General features: G+C 60.8%; 22 protein-coding genes. 9 read left to right on the top strand and 13 right to left on the bottom strand.

Going from position 1 to position 22,001, the window contains the following annotated elements:
• Positions 1 to 85 precede the first annotated feature (85 nt).
• Both lptF and lptG read left to right on the top strand, forming a co-directional pair.
• Complete coding sequence (lptF, locus tag KTN04_RS12330; protein WP_217335531.1) at positions 86 to 1,198, top strand: LPS export ABC transporter permease LptF; 1,113 nt, start codon at positions 86 to 88, stop codon at positions 1,196 to 1,198.
• Positions 1,198 to 2,262 (top strand): LPS export ABC transporter permease LptG, encoded by a 1,065-nt coding sequence (gene lptG / locus KTN04_RS12325; RefSeq protein WP_217335530.1) that lies wholly within the window; start codon positions 1,198 to 1,200, stop codon positions 2,260 to 2,262. Before lptF ends, lptG begins: the two co-directional genes overlap by 1 nt.
• Positions 2,263 to 2,273: 11 nt before the next feature.
• Here lptG and KTN04_RS12320 read toward each other — a convergent pair whose 3' ends face one another.
• The 3 genes from KTN04_RS12320 to KTN04_RS12310 all read right to left on the bottom strand — a co-directional run bounded on the left by KTN04_RS12320 (position 2,274) and on the right by KTN04_RS12310 (position 4,999).
• Positions 2,274 to 2,753 (bottom strand): RDD family protein, encoded by a 480-nt coding sequence (locus KTN04_RS12320; protein ID WP_217335529.1) that lies wholly within the window; start codon positions 2,751 to 2,753, stop codon positions 2,274 to 2,276.
• An 84-nt stretch (positions 2,754 to 2,837) separates the two neighbouring features.
• A complete protein-coding gene (locus KTN04_RS12315; protein ID WP_217335528.1) occupies positions 2,838 to 4,058 on the bottom strand; it encodes a YeeE/YedE family protein in 1,221 nt (406 codons plus the stop codon).
• 134 nt (positions 4,059 to 4,192) lie between these two features.
• Positions 4,193 to 4,999: a tetratricopeptide repeat protein gene (locus KTN04_RS12310; RefSeq protein WP_217335527.1), complete on the bottom strand. Its 807-nt coding sequence runs from the start codon at positions 4,997 to 4,999 to the stop codon at positions 4,193 to 4,195.
• 256 nt (positions 5,000 to 5,255) lie between these two features.
• Here KTN04_RS12310 and KTN04_RS12305 point away from each other — a divergent pair, with 256 nt between their 5' ends.
• A complete protein-coding gene (locus KTN04_RS12305) occupies positions 5,256 to 6,890 on the top strand; it encodes a methyl-accepting chemotaxis protein (protein ID WP_217335526.1) in 1,635 nt (544 codons plus the stop codon).
• 21 nt (positions 6,891 to 6,911) lie between these two features.
• On the opposite strand, the gene gloA is transcribed toward KTN04_RS12305, so the two are convergent.
• On the bottom strand, positions 6,912 to 7,310 hold the full coding sequence (gene gloA, locus KTN04_RS12300; protein ID WP_217335525.1) for a lactoylglutathione lyase: 399 nt from the start codon (positions 7,308 to 7,310) through the stop codon (positions 6,912 to 6,914).
• A 136-nt stretch (positions 7,311 to 7,446) separates the two neighbouring features.
• On the opposite strand from gloA, the gene KTN04_RS12295 reads away from it, so the two are divergent.
• Both KTN04_RS12295 and KTN04_RS12290 read left to right on the top strand, forming a co-directional pair.
• Positions 7,447 to 7,764 (top strand): phasin family protein, encoded by a 318-nt coding sequence (locus tag KTN04_RS12295; protein WP_254262537.1) that lies wholly within the window; start codon positions 7,447 to 7,449, stop codon positions 7,762 to 7,764.
• A 75-nt stretch (positions 7,765 to 7,839) separates the two neighbouring features.
• Positions 7,840 to 8,355, top strand: a complete 516-nt coding sequence (locus KTN04_RS12290) for a flavodoxin (protein ID WP_217335523.1) — start codon at positions 7,840 to 7,842, stop codon at positions 8,353 to 8,355.
• Here the strand turns inward: KTN04_RS12290 and KTN04_RS12285 are convergent.
• A complete protein-coding gene (locus KTN04_RS12285) occupies positions 8,328 to 9,557 on the bottom strand; it encodes an MFS transporter (RefSeq protein WP_217335522.1) in 1,230 nt (409 codons plus the stop codon). The two genes, KTN04_RS12290 and KTN04_RS12285, sit on opposite strands and share 28 nt — an antisense overlap.
• A gap of 162 nt (positions 9,558 to 9,719) precedes the next feature.
• Between KTN04_RS12285 and KTN04_RS12280 the strand changes: the two genes are divergently transcribed.
• Entirely contained in the window at positions 9,720 to 10,163 is a 444-nt protein-coding gene (locus tag KTN04_RS12280; RefSeq protein ID WP_217335521.1) for a c-type cytochrome, read from the top strand.
• 61 nt (positions 10,164 to 10,224) lie between these two features.
• Here the strand turns inward: KTN04_RS12280 and KTN04_RS12275 are convergent, their stop codons facing one another.
• A complete protein-coding gene (locus KTN04_RS12275; protein ID WP_217335520.1) occupies positions 10,225 to 10,902 on the bottom strand; it encodes a cytochrome b/b6 domain-containing protein in 678 nt (225 codons plus the stop codon).
• Between the two features lies 1 nt (position 10,903).
• Entirely contained in the window at positions 10,904 to 12,352 is a 1,449-nt protein-coding gene (nhaD, locus tag KTN04_RS12270; protein ID WP_217335519.1) for a sodium:proton antiporter NhaD, read from the bottom strand.
• 150 nt (positions 12,353 to 12,502) lie between these two features.
• Here nhaD and prfB point away from each other — a divergent pair, with 150 nt between their 5' ends.
• From prfB to ung, 3 genes are all read left to right on the top strand, one after another.
• The gene (gene prfB, locus KTN04_RS12265) at positions 12,503 to 13,597 is read left to right on the top strand and encodes a peptide chain release factor 2 (protein WP_217335518.1); all 1,095 of its coding nucleotides are present in this window, start codon (positions 12,503 to 12,505) and stop codon (positions 13,595 to 13,597) included.
• A 24-nt stretch (positions 13,598 to 13,621) separates the two neighbouring features.
• On the top strand, positions 13,622 to 15,124 hold the full coding sequence (lysS, locus tag KTN04_RS12260) for a lysine--tRNA ligase (protein WP_217335517.1): 1,503 nt from the start codon (positions 13,622 to 13,624) through the stop codon (positions 15,122 to 15,124).
• A gap of 180 nt (positions 15,125 to 15,304) precedes the next feature.
• The gene (ung, locus tag KTN04_RS12255) at positions 15,305 to 16,000 is read left to right on the top strand and encodes a uracil-DNA glycosylase (RefSeq protein ID WP_217335516.1); all 696 of its coding nucleotides are present in this window, start codon (positions 15,305 to 15,307) and stop codon (positions 15,998 to 16,000) included.
• Positions 16,001 to 16,062: 62 nt separating this feature from the next.
• Here the strand turns inward: ung and KTN04_RS12250 are convergent, their stop codons facing one another.
• The 6 genes from KTN04_RS12250 to KTN04_RS12225 all read right to left on the bottom strand — a co-directional run bounded on the left by KTN04_RS12250 (position 16,063) and on the right by KTN04_RS12225 (position 22,000).
• The gene (locus KTN04_RS12250; protein WP_217335515.1) at positions 16,063 to 16,614 is read right to left on the bottom strand and encodes a FlgO family outer membrane protein; all 552 of its coding nucleotides are present in this window, start codon (positions 16,612 to 16,614) and stop codon (positions 16,063 to 16,065) included.
• A gap of 12 nt (positions 16,615 to 16,626) precedes the next feature.
• Positions 16,627 to 17,172 (bottom strand): hypothetical protein, encoded by a 546-nt coding sequence (locus KTN04_RS12245; RefSeq protein WP_254262536.1) that lies wholly within the window; start codon positions 17,170 to 17,172, stop codon positions 16,627 to 16,629.
• A gap of 311 nt (positions 17,173 to 17,483) precedes the next feature.
• A complete protein-coding gene (gene ygfZ, locus KTN04_RS12240) occupies positions 17,484 to 18,479 on the bottom strand; it encodes a CAF17-like 4Fe-4S cluster assembly/insertion protein YgfZ (RefSeq protein ID WP_217335513.1) in 996 nt (331 codons plus the stop codon).
• A gap of 77 nt (positions 18,480 to 18,556) precedes the next feature.
• A complete protein-coding gene (gene asd / locus KTN04_RS12235) occupies positions 18,557 to 19,417 on the bottom strand; it encodes an archaetidylserine decarboxylase (protein WP_217335512.1) in 861 nt (286 codons plus the stop codon).
• Between the two features lie 37 nt (positions 19,418 to 19,454).
• The gene (locus tag KTN04_RS12230; RefSeq protein ID WP_217335511.1) at positions 19,455 to 20,273 is read right to left on the bottom strand and encodes a sulfurtransferase; all 819 of its coding nucleotides are present in this window, start codon (positions 20,271 to 20,273) and stop codon (positions 19,455 to 19,457) included.
• Positions 20,274 to 20,338: 65 nt separating this feature from the next.
• Positions 20,339 to 22,000: an HDOD domain-containing protein gene (locus KTN04_RS12225; RefSeq protein WP_217335510.1), complete on the bottom strand. Its 1,662-nt coding sequence runs from the start codon at positions 21,998 to 22,000 to the stop codon at positions 20,339 to 20,341.
• Position 22,001: the final 1 nt, after the last annotated feature.

Here is a 22,001-nt window from a genome sequence, read left to right as displayed (position 1 = left end):
ATACTGCTGATATCTTTTGTTGATGTAGGGCGCACTATAAACCATTTCTCCGATTGGAAACCATGGCGGTGAAAGGGAATCCGTTTTGATAATCTTCCGTTACCTGGCCCGTGAAGCCCTGATCTCCACGGCAGCTGTCACCTCTGTTCTGCTGCTGATCATCACCAGCGCGCGCCTGATTAAATATCTGGCCGAAGCCGCGACCGGCAAGTTGGAAGCCGACTTCGTGTTCTGGGTCATGTTGTGGCGCATTCCGGGCTTTCTGGAATTGCTGCTGCCGTTGGGCCTGTTTCTGGGCATCCTGCTGGCGTTCGGACGCCTCTACCTGGACAGCGAGATCGCCGTGCTGCGTGCCTGTGGCATCAGCCAGAAGCGACTGGCGCTCTATGCCATGGGGCCGGCGGCACTGGTGGCGGCGCTGGTCGCGTCGATGACATTGTGGCTGGCGCCGATGGGGGCCGCCAAGTCGGAAGAGATCTTCAGCCAGCAGGAGGCGCGCAGCGAACTGGAACTGTTGACGCCGGGGCGTTTCCAGTCCCAGACCCGTGGCCGCCAGGTCACCTATGCTGAATCCTACGATGCCGACAGTGACCAGCTGCAGGAGGTATTCATTGCCCAGCGTAACGCCAGCGGCGAACCGATCGTGCTGATGGCTGAGCGCGCCGTGCGCCAGGAGCTGGCCGAGTTCGGCGGGCGTTTCCTGGTGCTGCAGAACGGCTATCGCTACGACGGTACGCCGGGACAGGCCGCCTACAGCCAGACCACCTATGACAGTTACGGCATCAGCCTGCCGGAAGCAGAAATCAGCCGTGAAATCACCGAGCTGGATGCGTTGCCGACGCTGCAGCTGCTGGGCAGTGACAGCCCGGAACAGCAGGCCCGGCTGCACTGGCGCCTGTCGCTGCCGGTGCTGGCGTTCATCGTCACTTTGATTGCCGTGCCCATGAGTCGCACCAATCCGCGTCATGGCCGTTTTGCCAAGCTGATTCCGTCGATCGTGGTCTATCTGTTGTATCTGTCGCTGCTGACCAGTACCCGTTCAGCCATCGAGGACGACAAACTGTCCGTGTGGGTGCTCTGGGCCATTCACGGCGGCTTCCTGTTGTTTGCCGCCAACCTGATTTTGGCCGATCGCTTCTGGCAGCATGTCTGGCACCGTGTGCCCCGCTTGCCCAAACCGCGCCGGAGGGGTGCCTGATGTTGCGTCTTGAGTGGTATATCACGCGCCATGTGATGGGGGCCGTCTTCGGTGTGCTGCTGGTGGTGGTCGGGCTGGATCTGGTATCGGCGCTGTTGGATCAGCTGGATGATCTGACCGACCAGTACAGCCTGGGCGACCTGCTGATCTACCTGTTCATGACCATCCCCAAGCGCATCTACGAGTTCATTCCGCTGAGTAGCCTGGTCGGCTGCCTGATCGGGCTGGGTATGCTGGCCAGCCACAGCGAGTTGACGGTGATGCGAGCGGCTGGCTTCGGTACCGGGCGTATTCTGCTGGCGGTGTTCAAGCCGGTGCTGCTGCTGGCGCTGATTGCGCTGGCCATGGGTCAGTTCGTGGTGCCCAAGACCGAGCAGGCGGCGCAGAGTTTCCGTGCGCTGGAGGAGTCCGGCGGCAGCGCGATGAGCTCGCGCTACGGCGTCTGGCACCGGGAAGGCAACAGTTTTATCCACATCAATGTGGTCGAGGGTGGACGGGTTATCCACGGTGTGACTCGTTACCGTTTCAGTGACGACAACCGCCTGGAGCGTGCCAGTTACGCCCGCGTTGGGCATTATGCCGATGGCCAGTGGCAGCTGGAAGAGGTGCGCAGCACCCGCTTTACCGAGCAGGGCACCACGGAGGTGGCCAATCTGCCGAGCGAAGCCTGGCAAAGTGGCCTGACGCCAGACTTGCTGTCGGTGATCGTGGTGGAACCGGTGGACCTGGCGATCAGTGGACTCTGGTCCTACTCCCATTATCTGCAGGCGCAGGGTGTCAATGCCGACACCTATCTGCTGGCCTTCTGGGGCAAGCTGCTGCAGCCGCTGGCGATACTGGCACTGGTGCTGATCGGGGTGTCGTTTATCTTTGGCCCGCTGCGCAGCGTGACGGTGGGGCAGCGGGTGATCGCGGGGGTCATTTTCGGCCTGATCTTCAAGTTTGCCCAGGATCTGCTGGGCCCGGCCAGTACCGTGTTCGGTTTTCCGCCGCTGATTGCGATCGTGGTGCCGATCGTGCTCTGCGGCGGGGCCGGTGTTTGGCTGCTGCGGCGCGCCGGTTAAGGCCGGCCGGCTTACTTCTTTTTCTTCTCCGGCTTGGGCAGCTGTACCATGCAGCTGCCCGACCAGCGATCATGCAGCGTCAGGCGCTCGTCCGTCAGCAGCATCCACATAAAGCCCAAACCACACAGCCCCAGTGACGGAATGGCCAGCATGAAGCGCACCAGCGCTTGTCCCCAGCTCAGGCGGCCACCGGCCATGGTCTGAATGCGCAGGCGCCAGGCCAGCATGCCCAGCGTTTGGCCGTTGCGGGTCCAGAAAAAGCCGAAGAACAGGAACGTGGCGCAAAACAGGGCCGAATTGAACAGCGCCACGGCCATGCGTGAACTGCTCTCCAGGCTGATCGCTTCGCCATCGTTCAGGGCCACCCCGATGCCGCCGATGACCATCCAGAGTGCAATCACCAGCAGACCGTCATATACCATGGCCATCAGGCGCTTGATGAAGGCGGCGGGGGTAACCTGAGTGAATTCCTGTGTGAAGGGGCGGTGCATGCTGTCGTTTCCTGAATCCGGCTGATGTCGCCGCCGATTGTAGCACCGCAGGCGGAGCCGGGCTAAGCCCGGCGTGAGCAGGTCTTAGCCGCGTGACATGCCAAACAGCGGGCGCAGCCAAGTGCCGACAAAGCTGCCGGCAAAAGCCGCCACCAGCCAGAGCCAGCCGTGCAGGCTACCGGAGGCGATGCCGCCGAAATAGGCGCCGATGTTGCAGCCGAAGGCGATGGTGGCACCGTATCCCAGCATCACTCCGCCGAGCAGTGCCGCCAGCCACTGCATCAGCGGCATGCGCCAGCTCAGCGAGAAGCGTCCGGCCAGCGTGGCCGCGACCAGTGCGCCCAAAATGACGCCGATGTTCATCAGGCTGGCGCTGTCTTCCAGAATGCTACCCATCAGCGCGGTATCCCGTCCCGGCAGCAGCCAGTAGCCCCAGAAGTCGATATCCAGCCCCAGGTTCAGGGCTTCGGCTGCCTTGGCGCCCCACAGCGGATAGCCCAGCGCCACGGCCCAGGGGCGGCCGATGAGGGCCAGAGTGGCAAAGTTCAGCAGCGCCAGGGCTACGGCGCCCCAGATGAACGGCCAGGGACCGCGCAGCAAGCGCCGTGACCAAGGCTGCCCCTGGCCGGCATCGTCGGCTTCGAGGTCGCCGTGGCGACGCTTTTCCACCACCCGCGTCAGCAGGGCGATGGCGGCGAACACCAGCAGATTCAACGCGATGGCCGGTCCGGTGCCCAGCAGTTCGATCAGGTTGACCGGTGCCAGCGATGGCTGGGTGGTCCACCATTCATAGTCTCGCGTGGCCCATAGGGCACCGGCGGCAAAGCCGGCCATGCCGGGCAGGGCGCGCAGTTGTCCGCCACCGGCATGGTAGAGGTTGCCCGAGGCACAACCGTTGCCGATCTGCATGCCAATGCCGAAGATAAAGGCGCCGACCAGTACGGAAATGCTCAGCGGGCGCACGAAGCCGATAACGTTTTGGCCAAACAGCTCACCTGCGGCGAGGGTGGGGAAGAACAGGCAGACCGCGACGGCCAGCATCAGCATCTGGGCACGCAGGGCACGGCCCCGTCCGGTTACCACTAGCGTCCGCCAGGCTGTGGTGAATCCGAAGGAGGCGTGGTATAGCGCCACCCCCAGTGCCGCGCCCAGCAGCATGACCAGGCTGGCATGGCTGTCCTGCACGGTATAGAGGTAACTGGCGAGAGCCGCTGTCATCAGCAGCGATACCAGCAGTGCGATCGGTTGGCGCGGGCTCTGGATAGCGGTGGCAGAAGTCGAGGCGGGGAGCTGTTGGGCGGTCATCGTGTCACTCGTGTCGGCTCAAATGCAGGCGAGTCTAACGAAGCCGTTAAAAGAGATCTAAGAATATAATCTCTTTCAATATTACTATTGGTTATAAATAGGTGCGGGAGAGTGGAAGGCTCTCCCGACATGACTTACTGGAAGGGCGTGACATATTGCGTCTTGTATTGCTCGGCCAGCGCCTTGGCTTCTTTCAGCTGGCTGTCTTCCAGCTTCAGCAACAGTCGGGTTTCGATGGTTGCAGCGGTGCGGTTGCCCAGAAGGGCCGCGTTATGCATCCAGGCATAGGCTGCAATGTTGGTGTCCACACTGTTATCCTGGCCATGTGCATTGGAGTAGAGCGTGCCCAGGAAGAACATGGATTCCATGTAACCCTGCTCGGCGGCCTTGCGGTACCAGCGCTCGGCTTCGGCGTAATCCTGCTGGACACCGGTACCGAAGTTATAGCTGCGTCCCAGGTTGTGCCAGGCGGCCACGACGTTGTTGTCGGCGGCCTTACGGTACCACTGCAGGGCGGCATCACTGTCGCGTTCAACGCCATAGCCGAATTCGTACATCTCGCCAATGCGGTTCTGGGCTTCGCCGTCACCCTGTTCGGCCAGTGGCTTGAGGCGGTTAAATTCGACCGTGTATTCCTTGTTTTTCAATGCGCGCAGGCTGTTGACACTTTCCAGGTGGCCCTGGCGCGCCCCCTGTTCATACAGCTTGCGGGCACGCTCGGTGTCCTGCTCGACACCCCAACCATTTTCATACATCTGGCCCTGCAGATTCAGGGCAGCCGGGTCTTGGTTCTTGACCAGGCTTTCCAGTTCTGCCTGTGCCTTGGTGTAGTCACCGGCATCCAGCGCGCGCTTGGCGGCGTCAACACTGGCTGCTAAAGCAGAGGTGGTATGCAGGGTGAACAGCAGCCCGGCCGCTGCAAAAAATGCGGATTTGTTCATTAAAGCCATGCCTTCGTCATCATGTGATGCATTCAGGAAGTCGTTCAGGACGGCTTCCGCCGAAATTGTTTACAGCCAGAACAGTATTGTGGTGACGGAGCCGGGAATGCCATAATATTGATCCCCACCTGCGACACTCTTTTGTAACTCAGTACCTTGTGCGTTAATAAGGTGAATCTAATTTATTGTACAGGAAAAGTGTGTGTCACGGCACCCGTGGCCAAGCACCTCCTGTGCCTGCCGGAGCCTCGTTCAAATGCTCTTATCAAACATGACGATACGCAACAAGCTGCTGCTGGGATCCATTGTGCCTGTGCTGGCGCTGCTGCTGATGATGCTGAACTCCCTGAGCGAGCTGAGTGGTGCCAACAGTAATGTGGACCGCTTATACCGGGATCGCGTGGTACCGCTGGAGCAACTCAAACAGGTTTCCGATCTCTATGCCGTCAATATTATCGACGCCGTCAACAAGGTCGACAAGGGGCTGATGACAGCGGAGGCGGCGCTGCAGGGGGTGCGCGAGGCCGAGCGCCTGATCGCGCGCAACTGGCAGACCTATCGCTCGACGGACCTGACGCCCGAGGAATCGCGACTGGTCAGCCAGGTTGAACAGCGGCTGGAAGCGGCCAATGCCGATATCGAGCGCCTCACGCGCAAGCTGGAAACGCTCAGCGGCACCAGCAAGGGCGAGCTGACGGCGGAGTTCAACGGCGCTCTATACCGCACCATTGACCCGGTCAGCAGCAAGGTCAGCGAGCTGGTTGGCTTGCAGTTGTCGGAAGCGGATCAGATGCGGCAGCAGATGCGTGCCAATTACGAGCACAACCGGCAGCTACAGATTGGCCTGGCTGCTGTGGTGGTGATCCTGTTGGCGTTGTTGGGCTGGTACAACTATCGCTCTATCCGTCAGCCGCTGGAACACCTGCAGGGTGTGATGAATCAGGTGGCGTCCAATTCTGATCTGCGGGCACGTGCCGAGATCAAGGGGGATAACGAGCTGGGCCGGATGGCCACCAGCTTTAACCACATGTTGGCACAGGTACAGCAGTTGGTCGGACAGATCACCCACGCGACAACCCAGCTGGCCACTGCCGCGGAAGAGATGAGCAGCATCAGCAGCCATTCCAGCCAGACCATCAACCGGCAGCAGGCCGAGGTTGAACAGGTGGCAGCCGCCATGAATGAAATGGTGTCGACGGTGCAGGAAGTGGCCGGCAGTGCCGAGAATGCGGATCGGGAAGCACGTGCAACGCTGGAAGAATCCCGTACCGGTGATGCCGTTGTGGTGCGTGCGGCGGCTTCAACCGAGGAGCTGGTGCAACAGGTTGCGCAGGTTGCAGAGCAGGTGGCCGTGGTGGGCCGGGATAGCGAAAACATCGGTACCGTGGTGGACGTCATCCGCGAAATTGCCGAGCAGACCAATTTGCTGGCGCTGAATGCGGCCATCGAGGCGGCGCGTGCCGGGGATCAGGGGCGTGGCTTTGCCGTGGTGGCGGACGAAGTGCGCTCGCTGGCACAGCGTACCCAGGAGTCCACCACCGAGATTCAGGCGGTGATCGAACGTTTGCAGCAGGGCACGCGCACGGCGGTGGAGGCGATGACGTTGAGCCAGACGCGGGCCGAACAGACCGGGGAAGAGGCCCGAGAAGCCGGTGATGCGCTGCGCCGTATTTCCACGGCGGTGCAGCACATTACCGATCTCAACGCGCAGATTGCCAGTGCCTCGGAAGAGCAGAGCAGTGTGGCCGAAGAGATCAACCGTTCTCTGGTGGCCATCAATGATGGGGCTCAGGAGTCATCCGCCGGTGCCTCCCAGGCGGAAAGCGCCAGCCATGAACTGGCGCGCTTGGCCACCGACCTGCAGGCGGCTGCCACACGCTTTCGCGTCTGAGGCAACCCTGGCCTGCGCTGCTCAGTCCTTGCGTTCGGGGCTGAGCAGCTCGATCATGTAGCCGTCTGGGTCACGCACGAAGGCGAGAATGGTCCCCGAGTTGCTGTTCTTCATCGGCCCGGCTTCACGCACCACATCGCCGCCGCGTGCCTTGATCTGATCGCAGGCGGCGTAGACGTCGTCCACCTCGATGGCAATGTGGCCGTAGCCGTTGCCCAGATCATAGCCATCTGTCTCCCAGTTATGGGTCAGCTCCAGCACCGTGTTGTCCGCTTCGTCACCGAAACCGACGAAGGCCAGGGTGAATTTGCCTTCCGGGTAGTCCTTGCGCCGCAGCAGGCGCATGCCCAGTACTTCGGTATAGAACGCCAGGGATTTGTCCAGGTCGGAAACCCGGTACATGGTATGCAGCATGCGCATGAAAGTACCTCGTCAGTGTATCGTGTGTGATCTACATCGTGAACGCAGCAGAATCTGCTTGCGGCTTTCAGTCTACAATGATTAATTGGAAGTATTAATAACAATAGCCAAGGGGGGCTGACCGATGTTTCAGGACATGACCAAGCAATTCAACGAATCCATGGCGCCATTCCGTGAACTGGTCAACATTCAGACCAAAATGCTGGAAGAGCTGACTCGTCAACAGATGGAGTGCACCAAGGCCTGTCTGGAAGCGACCATGCAGCAGTCCAGCGAGCTGCAGAAGTGCAAGAACCCGAACGATCTGATCGAGCTGCAGCAGGCGTACGCCAAGGAACTTGAAACAACTCTGAAAGCCGCCAATGAGCAGAACCTGAAGGCGTTGACCGAAGCCCAGCAGGCAATGCAGCAACTGGCGCAGGGCTCACTTGAGGCTTTCAGTGGCAAGCAGTAAAGTGCGCCACTGATACACTGACCAGACGAAGCAGCCCCGGGAGGCTGCTTTTTTATTGTTGAAGAGATGGAGACTATGGCCGTCAGCATCGGTTTGTTTTACGCCAGTACCACCGGCAACACGGAACAGATTGCCGACCAGATCGCGGCGCAGCTGCCGGAGCGCATCCGCCTGCATGACATTGCCGTGGAAGGCGTGAGCGCCATGGTGGAGTACACCTGTCTGATCCTGGGTATCCCCACCTGGGATTTCGGTGAGCTGCAGGAAGACTGGGACGAGCATTGGGACGCTCTGGCCGCGCTCGATCTGGGTGGCAAGCGCGTGGCCCTGTTTGGCTTGGGGGATCAGCTGGGCTATGGCGAATGGTTTCAGGATGCCATGGGCCTGCTGGCTCAGCAGGTGCGCTCGGCTGGTGCCGAGGTAGTGGTGCCCTGGCCAATCGAGGGTTACAGCTTCGAGGCCTCGCGTGCCCTGACGGCCGACGGCCGGCATTTCGTCGGGCTGGCGCTGGATGAAGACGGCCAGCACGGTGAGACCGAAGAGCGGTTGCAGGCCTGGCTGCCTCAGGTACTGGCAGCCTTCGACGCCTGAGGCCGCAGCCGGCAGACCAGGTACCAGAGCAGGCTGCTCGCCTGCAGGGCGGTCGCAACGGCCAGCGCCGTGCGGTAGGCCTCGGGCGGGTAGAGGCCTTCGCTGATGGCCGGCCATGTACCGATGATCCATCCCATGCCCCACTGCACCCCGAATGCGCCCAGAAAAATGCCCAGATTCAGGCTCGTACTGACCCGCGCGCTGATACCGACCGGGAAGCGCTGTGCCAGCCCGGCAAACATCAGCGTGCCCGATGTGCCGAAGAAGCCGAATGCCACCCAGGCAAGGATTTGCGCCCGTTCGGGATGCCACTGTATCCACAGCAGTGCCAGCAGAAAGCACGCCATACCCCCCGCGCTGACCTGTTCGGTGCTGATGCCCAGCCTATTGAGCCGGGCTGCAATCACCCCTAGCCCCAGAAAGCCGGCCACCATGCTGGCGGCCGAGACGAACAGCATGTCGGCGGCCGCCTGTGCAGGCAGCTGGTTGACCTGCTGCAGCCATAGCCCGGCCCAGAGCGACTGGGTGGCAATAAACACCGACTGCGACAGCATGCTGGCTGGTGCCAGCTGGTAAAACGCTGGCGTGCGCACGACCGCCAGAGTCTGGCGCAGCTGTTCGCCAATGCGGTCATGCTTGGTTGGCAGGGGGCGTGCCGGCACCGTGATGCGCACCAGGACTGCGATCAACAGACTGGCCAGTGCCAACAGCAGGAACAGGCCGCGCCAGTCAGTCAGCTGGAGCAGGGTCTGTGCCGGGGCTGTGGCCGTCAGTGCGCCCAGCCCCCCGCTGGTCAGTTGCAGGCCGTTGATCAGCGGCAGTTGCTCTTGCTTGAGCCAGCTGGCGTAGGCCTTGAAAGCGGCCATCAGGCAGGCGGAGACGCCAATGCCGATCAGGCCGCGCCCCAGCCACAGGCCTAGGCTGTTCTGCGCCAGTGCAAACACCAGGCTGCCCAGGGCGGCAAATAACAGCAGAAAGGCGGCCACGGTGCGGGTCTGGTAGCGGTCCAGCGCAATGCCCAGCGGAATCTGGCAGGCGGCAAAGGTCAGGAAGTAGGCGCTGGACACCAGTCCCAAAGTCGCGCTGTCCAGTGTCATTTCGGCCATGATATCCGGTGCAACAACGGCGTTGATCACGCGAAAAACGTAGGACAGCCAGTACCCCAGTGCAAAGGGAATCAGCAGGCGGAGGGTCAGCGGCATGGAACTTTGCATCCTTGTCAGGGCCAGAGTGAAAGCCTACATTAGAACGGATTTTATCATGGCCTGACAGCACAAAGGGCTGATTCAACGGCAAGATTAAATCTTCTAATTAGCGCAATCTAATATAAAATACAGCCACACTCACTGAGAAAGGGACATACCATGAAGAAAATTGCTGCACTGGGATTGGCGGGCATGCTGGCGGCGGCCAGCACCACTGCAATTGCGGCCAAGCCGGAAGACGCGATCAATTACCGTCAGGGAACGTTCAGCGCCATGGCCTGGCACTTCGGCACCATGGGTGCAATGGTCAAGGGCAAGGTCGACTATGATGCAGAAGACTTCAGTCGCCGTGCCGAGATCGTCTCCCAGCTGAGCAAGCTGCCGATGGAAGGCTTCATGCCCGGCACTTACAGCGGTGAAACCGATGCACTGCCGGCAATCGAAGACGAGTGGGACAAGTTTGAGGGCGGCATGAACGCACTGGTTGAGCGTTCAGCTAAACTGGCCGAAGTGGCTAAAACCGGTGACATGGACCAGATCAAGCCGGCCTTCGGTGAAGTGGGCAAAACCTGTAAGGGCTGCCACGACAACTTCAAGGACTGATGCGCGGCATCTGCATCAGACTGTAGAAAAGGGCGCTGCGGCGCCCTTTTTTGATGCTGTTTTACAGCAGGTTGAGCATGGCCCAGATGACTGCCGCCGCGACCAGTGCCAGTACCAGTCCGCGAACAAGGGGAGCGTACGCATGGGTCTCTTCCGAAATGCCGACCGGCTTGCGGCCGTGCAGCATCGCCTGGATGAGCTTCTCGCGCTTGAATACCTGGTGTACCAGCACACCGAGCAGATGCAGGCCGATGGCAATCAGCAGGCCGTCAAAGATCAGCTTGTGCCAGCGGGTGATTTCAACACTTAGGTCATAACTCACCAGGTGCACCAGCGGGCCTTCGGTGAAAATCTCGTCGTTGGCAAACAGACCGGTGCCAGCCTGTGCTGCACTGAGCAGCAGCAGGGCCAGCACCATCCAGCCGCCCAGCGGGTTGTGGCCGGTATAGTGCGGCTCCTCATGGCGTGCCAGCTTCAAGCCGTAACGCAGGGTATGGACCGGTGAGCGAACAAACTCGGCAAAGCGGGCATAATGGCTACCGGCAAAGCCCCACATCAGGCGGAAGAGTACCAGCCCCAGCACGCTGTAACCGGCGTACATATGCCACTCCATCCAGTTGCCGCCCTGTTCGCCGCTCCACCAGGCAAACAGAATACTGGCCGCCAGCGACCAGTGAAACAGACGCACGAAAATGTCCCAGACCGGTTTGCTTTCTACAGTGACGGGTTGTCGGGTCATGTCAGAATCCACTTAACCAAAGGTGACAGAAAAGGCTGGCGATATAGCCTAGCAGGATCGCCCAGCTCCACTTGAGATGGCTCATGAAGGTATAGGTTCCCTGAGCCTGCCCCATCAGTGCAACCCCGGCAGCGGAGCCGATCGACAGCAGGGAGCCGCCGGTACCGACGGCGAGTGTCGCCAGTAGCCACTGGTCCAGGCTCATGCCCGGATCCATGGCCAGCACGGCAAACATGATGGGAATGTTATCCACCAGCGATGACAACAGGCCAATGATGGCATTGGCCAGGTCCACGCCCAAGCTGCCGTAGAGCAGTACCGACAGGTTACTGAGGTAGCCCAGCGTTGCCAGTCCGCCGACACAGAGTACCACACCATAAAAGAACATCAGCGTGTCCCAGGAGGCGCGCTCGACGACCTTGAAGATATCGAAGCGCCGGATAACGCCGGTATGGTCGCCGCGCAGCATGCTGTGGCTGGTGGTGTTCTCGGCATGGTGGTGGGTGATGTGCCCCTGCTCACGAAACACAGGATCATGGTAGCTTAGGTAATAGCCATAGATCTTGAGCACCCCCAGGCCGGTCATCATGCCCAGCACAGGGGGCAGATGCAGCAGGCTGTGTACCATGACTGCCAGCAGGATGGTGGCTAGAAACAGCAGCATGATGGTCACGCCACCCTTTTTCATGCGTTGATGACGACGCTCGCCAACAGGTTGTGAGCGTTCGACGGTCAGGCTCATCAGCAGCGCCGGTACCAGCCAGTTGACCAGTGCTGGCAGCACCAGCTCGAAAAATTCGACAAACTGTACCGCACCCTTCTGCCAGACCATCAGCGTCGTGATGTCACCGAACGGGCTGAAGGCGCCGCCGGCGTTGGCGGCCACCACCACGTTGATGCAGCCCACCGAGATGAAACGATAGTTGTGGTCGCCCACGGCCAATACCACCGCGCCCATCAGCAGGGCAGTGGACAGGTTGTCGGCAATGGGCGAGATGATGAAGGTTAGCCCGCCGGTGACCCAGTAGATGGTGCGCAGCGAGTACTCCCGCGAGACCAGCCAGGTGCGCAGCGCCACGAACACGCGCCGCTCTTCCATCATGTTCACGAACGTCATCGCCGCCAGCAGGAACAGGAACAGCTCGGCATAATCGAGAATGTAGCGGCGCAACTCGATGCCGGCGGTATGTGGATCGCCGTGCTGCCGGTAGGCCAGGCCGACCAGAATCCAGATCAGGCCGGCGGCGACGATCACCGGCTTGGACTTGCGCAGGGCCAGGTGCTCTTCCAGCACCACGAACATGTAGCCCAGCAGGAAGATCAGCAGGGCCAGATACCCGTATACGCTGGTGCTGAGGTCGATCAGCGTGCTGGTACCATGGCCGGTTCCCCAGGCCGAAGGCGTGGCCAGCAGAGCCAGTGCGCCGGGGAGTGCAAGCGTCCGTTTCATCATCCTGTTCCTTTGCCCGTCAGGGGGCATTCTCGCTTAGGGGAAGGGGCAAGTCGAGTGGTGCCGACCTGAGGTACAATCATTCAAACAGCGGCCGGTATCGGTTAGAATGTTTCCCTTTTTCCAAGCAGCGAGTATCCAAGTACCACGATGGAAATCAATCCGATTCTCAACAGTCTGAAAGAGTTCAGCGAGCGTACTCAAGCGCTGCGCACCTACCTGGATTACGACGGCAAGCGCGAGCGCCTGGAAGAGGTCGAGCGTGAGCTGGAAGATCCCAATGTCTGGAACGACCCGGAAAACGCCCAGCAGCTGGGCAAGGAGCGGGCCGGACTGGAGAACGTGGTCAAGACCATCGACGAGCTGGAAACCGGCATCAGTGACGCCGGCGACCTGCTGGACATGGCCGTCGAGGAGGATGACGAGGATACCGTTGTGGAAGTCGAAGCCGACGTGGCACGACTGAAGACTATGCTGGAGCAGCTCGAATTCCGCCGCATGTTTGCCGGTGAAGCCGATGGCAACAATGCCTTCCTGGAGATTCAGGCCGGCTCCGGCGGTACCGAAGCGCAGGACTGGGCCGAAATCCTGCTGCGCATGTACCTGCGCTGGGGCGAAAGCAAGGGCTTTAAGACCGAGATCCTGGAAGTCTCCGGTGGTGAAGTGGCCGGCATCAAGTCGGCGACGGTCCGCTTCGAAGGCGAGTATGCCTTTGGCTGGCTGCGGACTGAAACCGGCGTGCATCGTTTGGTGCGCAAGTCGCCGTTCGACTCCGGCGGTCGCCGCCACACGTCCTTCTCGTCCGTTTTCGTGTCACCGGAAATCGATGACAACGTCGAGATCGAAATCAACCCGGCCGACCTGCGTGTCGATGTGTACCGTGCCTCCGGTGCCGGTGGTCAGCACGTCAACCGTACCGAGTCGGCGGTACGTATCACCCATGAGCCTTCCGGCATCGTGGTACAGAGCCAGGCCGCGCGCTCCCAGCATCAGAACCGTGATACCTGTATGAAGCAGCTGCGCGCCAAGCTGTATGAAATGGAAATGATGAAGCGCCGCGAAGCCGCACAGGAAGTGGAAGACACCAAGGCCGATATCGGCTGGGGCAGCCAGATCCGCTCCTACGTGCTGGATGACCAGCGCATCAAGGACCTGCGTACCCACGTGCAGACTTCCAACTGCGATCGCGTTCTGGACGGCGATCTGGACCAGTTTATCGAAGCCAGCCTCAAGGCCGGCCTGTAAAGCACTCGTTTCAAGGTAATCCCGATGTCAGACAACAACGTGCAGCAAGATGAAAACCGCCTGATCGCCGAGCGTCGTGAAAAACTCGCCGCGCTGCGTCAGGAGGGGAATGCCTTCCCCAATACCTTCCGTCGCGACAGCTATGCCGAAGACCTGCAGCAGGCCCATGGCGACAAGAGCAAGGAAGAACTGGAAGCCGCCGCTATTCGCGTCTCCGTCGCCGGTCGAGTGATGCTCAACCGTGGTGCCTTCATGGTGCTGCAGGACATGAGCGGCCGTATTCAGCTGTATGTCAACAAGGCGGCGCGCCCCTTCGCCAAGTCCGTAGACTTGGGCGACATCATTGGTGTCAGCGGTGTGCTGCACAAGTCCGGCAAGGGTGACCTCTACGTCGACATGGCCGAGTTCGAAATGCTGACCAAGAGCCTGCGTCCGCTGCCGGACAAGTTCAAGGGCCTGCAGGACATGGAGATGCGTTACCGTCAACGCTATGTCGATCTGATCATGAACGATCAGTCGCGCAGGGTGTTCGAGATGCGCTCCAAGATCGTGTCCGGTATCCGCCAGTACCTGATCGAGCGCCGCTTCATCGAAGCGGAAACGCCGATGCTGCACCCGATTCCCGGCGGTGCAACTGCGCGTCCGTTCGTCACCCATCACAATGCGCTGGATCTGGACATGTACCTGCGTATTGCGCCGGAGCTGTACTTGAAGCGTCTGGTCGTGGGTGGCTTCGAGCGCGTGTTCGAAATCAACCGCAACTTCCGCAATGAGGGGCTTTCCACTCGTCATAACCCGGAATTCACCATGATCGAGTTCTACCAGGCCTATGCGGATTACCATGACCTGATGGATCTGACCGAAGACATGCTGCGGACCGTGGCGCAGAACGTGCTGGGTACCACCGTGGTGACCAACACCGTGCGCAACGAAGACGGCGAAGTGCTGGAAACCTTTGAATACGACATGGGCAAGCCGTTCACCCGCATGAGCGTGTTTGATTCCATCCTGCACTACAACCCGGATATCACCGCTGAAGCCCTGGCCGATGAAACCGCAGCGCGCCAGATCGCCGAGCGCATGGACATCGATGTCAAGGATGGTTGGGGTCTGGGCAAGGTGCAGATCGAGATCTTCGAGAAGACCGTCGAGCATCGTCTGCAGCAGCCGACCTTCATCACCGAGTACCCGACCGAAGTCAGCCCGCTGGCCCGTCGCAGCGATGACAACCCGCATGTCACCGACCGCTTCGAATTCTTCGTCGCTGGCCGTGAACTGGCCAACGGCTTCTCGGAGTTGAACGACGCCGAAGACCAGGCCGAACGCTTCATGAAGCAGGTGGAAGAGAAGGACGCCGGTGACGACGAAGCCATGCACTTTGACGCCGACTACGTGCAGGCACTGGAATACGGCCTGCCGCCAACGGCCGGTGAAGGCATCGGCATCGACCGTCTGGTGATGCTGTTCACCGACTCGCCGTCAATCCGCGATGTGCTACTGTTCCCGGCCATGCGCCCGCGCGGCTGATCGCTGATAGAACGTAGCGAGTTATCCACAGGGCCACTTCGAGTGGCCCTTTTTGTACATGTATTTATGCTGCGAGTACATGATGGTGCAGAGTCAGCGTTTGTGTAAAAACGTACTTATGCCGCGGGCGCAGGGACGTACAGAAACAGCTACTTGCGGCGATTATTTTCAGGAGGCTCTATGGCACTGGATAAGGCACCCAGCTGGCAGTCCTGGCTGCAACCGGAGTTCGATCAGCCCTACATGCAGGCGCTGAAGCAGTTTCTGCAGGCCGAAAAGGCGGCGCACAAGGTGATTTATCCACACTCGTCGAACTGGTTCCATGCTCTGGAAGCAACGCCGCTGGAGCAGGTCAAGGTCGTGATTCTGGGGCAAGACCCCTACCACCAGCCGGGACAGGCGCACGGGCTGTGCTTTTCGGTGCAGCCCGGCATCAAGGTACCGCCCTCGCTGGTCAATATCTACAAGGAGTTGCAGACCGATCTGGGCATTGCGCCGGTGGGGCATGGCTATCTGGAGCACTGGGCACGGCAGGGAGTACTGCTGTTGAATACTGTGCTGACAGTGGAACAGGGTAACGCCGGTGCGCATCAGGGGCGTGGCTGGGAAACCTTTACCGACCGGATCATCGATGTGGTCAACCGGCAATGCGAGCCGGTGGTGTTCATGCTCTGGGGCAGTCATGCCCAGAAGAAGGGGGCCGGTATCGATCAGCAGCGGCACTGTGTGCTGAAAGCGCCGCACCCTTCGCCGCTGGCGGCCTATCGCGGCTTTTTCGGTTGCCGGCACTTCAGTCAGGCCAATGCCTGGCTACAGGCGCAGGGGCGGGAAGAGATTGACTGGCAGCTGCCGGTTGATCCCGCTGATGGTGGCTGAACCACAGAAACCAAAAAGCCGGCATTACGCCGGCTTTTCTACCTGAGCAAGACGCGGATCGCTTAGCGCTTGCGCGGCAGCATGGCCTTGATGTCACGGTTCAGTGGCAAGCTGAAGTCGTGAGAGCCCAGGATGATGTTGTCGCTGGTGCGGACAATGCGTACGTTGACGTAGACATTGTGGCCGCCGATAGCATAGGTGCCCAGCAATACGGCCTGCGCATCATGCGCCTGCACCAGGCTGTGCAACTTGCGAGACAGGATCAGCTCACCGGTCCGTTCCTTGACGAACAGGCTGTCGCGCATCTTCACCTCGATCACCGGCAGGTTCTGATTCGACAGCGCACTGGTGAACTGTTCGGACAGGGTGCGACCGAACGTGGACGATTGCTGTAAATCATCAATGTCGGCAAACGTTGCGGCCAATACCGGGCTGTCGGTGTGCAAGCCGCGGGCGTTACCCATCAGCTGAGTGGCAGCCGTCTTGATTTCCGCAATCAGATCAACCTGAACGGACATCGGAGACTGCGGCTTCGTTGTGCTACAACCGGCCGTGCCCGCCAGGGCGACAGCCACCACGGAAGCGGCCAGAACTTTCTTGCAATGCTTCATCATGACGGGCACTCCTTACCACTCATTGCTAACGTTGACGTTTTTCACCGGAGCAGGCTTGTAGTGACCGTTGTCACCCGGGTTGATGTAGTAGATGCTGGAGTTGGAGTACACCACCTGGTCAGCCATGGTGACCTGAGTGGTAATGACCACTTCCTGGTCGGTTTCGCTGGTCAGATTGCCGCCGAACAGATCCGCTGCACCAGCTGCGGGCAGCAGTGCCAGTGCCGGTTCACCCCAGTGATTGAAGGGAATGGTGGCAACGGCGATGCCGGTGGCCAGTGCTGTCAGTGCACCCTTGGGCGGGCGGATGGCTCCACGGTCATCATGCTTGACGACCTGTACCTTGTAGCTGATCTGCGCAGCTTGGGCCGCGCTGGTCTTGACGTAAGCCCCTTTCTCGACCAGCTGGCTGGTCAGCAGGCTGTCAAAGGCGGTACTGAACGGAGTCACCTGGTCGGCGCCCTTGATGTACAGCGGCTGGCTCTTCAGCAGGTCGTTCTGGGTCAGCAGTTCGGCCTGATGCTGTGCCAGCACATCCCAGTGATGGGCAGCCTGCATCTTCTGCTGCTCAGTGATGGGATAAGTGGAGGCGATCGGAGCTTGTGATGTGTTCGTCGCGAAGCATCCTGCAAGCAATGTGCTGCCGATGCCCAGGAGGCATACCTTCCGAAGCATGGTGTGTTCCTTCATGTTAAGTGGGTCCAGAGCAGAGGATAGCGCAAAATCTGCTCGGAAAATAAGTCCGGTTGAGTGAAAAAACGGGTGCCGACGACCTGAGTCGCTGTCACTCTGCAGGCGTCAGGGTAGCAAAGCCATGACGCCTGTCGTGCGATCAAGGTCAATAAAATGCGCGATTGAGCGGCATTTTATCAGCGCTTGCTTTCAAACAACTGCGGGTCCAGCTCATAGGGCAGCGTGGCCAGTGTCAGTACCGGACCTGTTGACGTTTCCAGGCGAATGGTCTGCTGTTCGGCCTGATCCTTGACGATCACCGCCAGCACGCGATAACGGCCTGCTGCGCATGTTGCGCTGCGCACGATTTTACCGACATTGTCCTTGTTGCCGCTGGCCAGTGTGGTGCCGGCAGCGGGACAGGTATCAGCTGCCACTTCTGCCAGGTACATGGGGCGCTTAAGCTGACCTCGGTGCTGTAGGCGGGTCACGATTTCCTGCCCGGTGTAGCAGCCCTTGGTAAAGCTGACGCCATCAAATACCTGCAGGTTAACCATCTGTGGAATGAAGGCTTCCCGGGTCGCCGGGAACAGCTCGGGAATGGCAGCGTTGACGTTCGCCAGCTCCCAGTCGTTGCGAGTGCCCAGGCCAGCCTGCTGGCTCACCTGTGTCAGCAGTGCTTCCAGCACCTCGGCGCCACACCAGACCTCGGCCAGGCCATCCGCATGAACCACGGCGGCGGTGTCCGTGTGTTCGCTCAGCTGCTCGGCCAGCGCTGCCGCACCGGTACCGATCAGGCCAAAGCCCAGCAGGTCATTGCTCAGTTCTGCTTCGGCTTTGGAAAAGATGATGTACTTTTTCAACAGTGTCAGGGCATCGGCCGTCATGTCGCGGCGGGTACGCAGCCAGTAGCAGTCGGGGCCCGCATGGATCACCTGATACAGGCTGTGCATGTGTCCCTTGATGTTGCAATGCGCACCGGGCAGGCTGCCGCGGCGGTCAACGTCTGCCAGGTCACAGCTGAGCTGGCCCTGCAGAAAGCGTTGGGCGTCCGCACCGGCCACCCGGATGATGGCGGCATCCGTCAGCGGGACCAGCGTCATTGGCCGGTCATGTGTAGGGGCGGCGCTGACAGCGTCGTTGTCCAGCTGGATACCCGGCTGCTGCAGCCATTCAAGCCAGTGTTCGTGCATGGTGAATCTCCATTCAAAGCCAGATGGCATTGAGTCTAAACAATCTGCGTCGCTTTATCAGCCCGCGCTCGCAGGGGTTATTGCGCTTTTAGGTGGCCGATGCCGCGTCCCATGACCACGCTGTCCCCGGAGCCTAAAGTGTCAGCCCACTCCATCACGTCGGGGCCGAACAGCAGGATGACAGTGGAGCCCAGCTTGAAGCGCCCCATCTCCTCGCCGGCGGCCAGTTCGACCGGTGCCTGTCCCGGTGGCGGGGTCAGCACCAGAGGCTGGCGCGGCAACGGGGCGACCTGGCCCTGCCATACGGTTTCAATACCGGCTACGATCATGGCGCCTACCAGCACCATGGCCATGGGGCCTAGCTCGGTGTCGAAAATGGCGACCAGGCGCTCGTTACGGGCGAACAGGTTATCGACGCCGGCAGCGGTCACCTGGTTGACCGAATACAGGTCGCCGGGGATGTAAATGCTCTCGCGCAGGGTGCCGGCAATCGGCATGTGTACGCGATGATAGTCACGCGGTGACAGATAAACGGTGGCGAACTGGCCGTTGATGAAGGGCGCGGCACGTTCCAGGTCGCCCCCCAGCAGGGTGCTCAGGGCGTAGCTGTGGCCCTTGGCCTGAAAGATGCGGCCATGCTCGATGGGGCCCAGCTGGCTGATGGCGCCGTCGGCCGGTGACAGAATAGCGCCGGGGGTGCTGTCCAGCGGCCGGGCATCCGCCTTCAGTGCGCGGGTGAAAAAGGCGTTGAAATGCTCATAGGCCTCGGGGTCCGGCTGCAGTGCCTGGCTCATGTCGACGCGGTAGCGCTTGCGAAACCAGTTGATGAACAGGTTCTTGACCCAGGGCGTGCGGCACTCGGCCAGGCAGCCCACCAGGCGTGACAGCAGGTGTTGGGGCAGCAGGTGTTGCAACAGAATAAACAGGGAGTCTTTCAAGGCAATGTCCTAAGTTGGTGTCCCATGTGATCGAAAATCAGTCGGCTTCAACCGGCAGGTCGTCACGGTTGCCCCATTCGAACCAGGAGCCGTCATAGCAGGCCAGCTGCGGCAGGCCCAGCCAAGTGCCGACCAGCCAGGTCAGGCCGGAGCGGCGGTGGGTCTGGCAGTGGGTGACAATCGGGCGGTCGGGCGTGATGCCGTGTGCGGCCAGCAGCTTGAGCAGGACGTCACGGGGCTTCAGTGCCGGTACCGGGCCGTCCTGCAACAGGTCGGTCCATTCCAGGTGACGGGCGCCCGGAATATGGCCGCCGCGACGGGCATTGATGACCTTTTCGCCAGTGTATTCGGCCGCCGAGCGGGCGTCCCAGATGCACAGCCGGCCATCCGGCAGGGCCGCCGCTATGTCGTCGGCGCTCATGCGCAGTGTCGGATCCGGGTTCAGCTGCGCGTTCCCCGGCGTGGCCCGGTTCGTGGTCTGCTCCAGTGGCAGGCCCTCAGCCTTCCAACCTTCGAACTGGCCGTCGAGGAAGCTGGTCGCACGGTGGCCAACACTGTGCAGGGTCCAGATCAGGCGTCCGGCCCAGGGGCCTTTCTGGTCGTCATAGGCAACCACCCGGGTGTCCGGGGTCAGACCCAGTTCGTTGAACAGTGTTTGCAGCTGGGCCAATGTCGGCATCAGATTCGGCACCGGGCCTTCTCCGCGCAGCAGGCGTGACGGGTCCAGATGAACGGCTCCGGGTACATGGCCGGCGGCGTAGTGGTCGGCGCTGGACAGATCCAGAATCAGCAGGTTAGGTGTGTCGAGCCGGGCATGCAGCTCGGTGGGTGAAATAACCAGGGGAAATGACTGCATAAGAGTATCCGTCAGGTGTTCGATGATGTCAGGATCATAGCGAAGCCGGCGGTTGGCGCAAAGCCTTAGCCGACTCGGCGCATGGCTTGAGTGGCGGCGGCACAGAGCGCCTTGAAATGTTCGAACTGGACGTTCGATAGCCGCGGATGGCCCGGCTGGCTATCCGCATACACCACGGCCAGGGGACGGTTGCGTTGAAACACCGACATCAACGCGTAATCACCGCCATCCAGGCAGGCTGTAAACGACTCGGGCAGAGTGTTGCCCAGCGCCTTACGGTTGCGGGCGTGCAACCAAATGCCTGCCGGGCGTTCGCTGAGGCGCTTGAACAGGCTGGGCACGGCCAGGTTCAGCTTGACACCCCGTAACGGATGATTGTCCGACAATCCCACGCCATGGGCGCAGTAGAGTGTCTGCTGGCCGGGCTTGATCAGAAACAGGGCCTGGCGCTCCAGCCCCAATCCCTGCTGTATGGCCTGCAACAGCAGATGCAGTACCTGGGCAGGTTTGTCGAAACGCTGTTCGGGGTCGGTCAGGCGCGCCAGCAGGCGTGCATGGCAGTGGGGATCCAGCAATGTTTCGACCGGTGCGGGCTCTTGCCGTGGAGGGGCAGCGGGCGCCGGGCGTGCCGGTTCCGGTTTGGCTTTAGCTTTGGGCAGCGGCACTTCCGGCCGCGGGCTCTGGCCCTGAAGCAACTGCTTGAGCTCGGCATCCGAGATCAGGCCGGTCAGCGGACGGGGGCTGGCAGATGGCAGCATGATCATTTCGCTGGCTGGGCTCAGCGTGCCGGCTACATGGTAGCAGCGTGCAGCTTCAGCGCAGTGTCGGCGCAGGCCGGCGCGGACGCGGTCCGGATCACTGCTCAGGTAATCGGCGATAATATCGATCAGGCGTGCGGCTTTGTCGGTTTGCCAGCTGCGCGTTGTTGTCAGCGCCAGCCAGTTGCCCAGCTTGACCGGGAAAAAACGCTGTTGGGTCAGCTGGTTGATATCGCGCTGTTCCAGGTGGCCCAGACTGGGGTCCTGCAATGCGCGGCGGTGCAGCTGTTGCAATGCCTTGCGGTCCGGCGAGGTGGCATGGTTCAGTGCCTCGATGGTCAATGGCGGCAGACGCCAGCGTCGGCTCAGTTCGGCTCCCAGGGACTGCAGTGTACAGCCGAAGATATCCGCTTCAGCCAGAGCTACATCAACGCCCTTGAGCAGTACCCGCTCCTGGTAACGTTGCTTGTGCAAGGGCGCGTGCAGCCAGGCCAGCCAGTGAATGCAGCCGTACAGCAGGGCCGCCAGGCGCACCTCTTCGACAAACGGCAGACCGCGCTGGCGGCACAGTTCGGCACTTTGCCAAGACGCGTGCAGGCTATCGGCGATGGCGCGAAAATACATCTTCTGCTGCATGCTGGTGGGGTTAACCTTAAGGCTGGTCAGCTCGTGTCCCAGGTTGATCAGGGTTTCCAGCCCAATCGAGCCGACCGCATGCTGGATGCCGGTGACGGACGTACCTTTTTCGGCGTGGCGCTGCTGGGCCAGACGCGTGACATGCAAGCTCAGGACCGGGTCCGAACTGACCAGCTGGGTCAGCTGCTGCAGGGTGGTGCGGTCGCTGGCCAGCAGGCGCTTGAAACGGGCCAGGACGCTTGCCCGCACCGGCAGAGGGCGGTGCTCCAGGTAATCGGCCCAGGCATCAATGCCATGGAGCGGTTGTGGGGGCGTTGGCTGGCTCTGTCCCATC

This window comes from Marinobacterium weihaiense, assembly GCF_019061305.1.
Lineage (GTDB): Bacteria > Pseudomonadota > Gammaproteobacteria > Pseudomonadales > Balneatricaceae > Marinobacterium > Marinobacterium weihaiense.
This window is presented reverse-complemented; position numbering and strand designations above follow the sequence as displayed.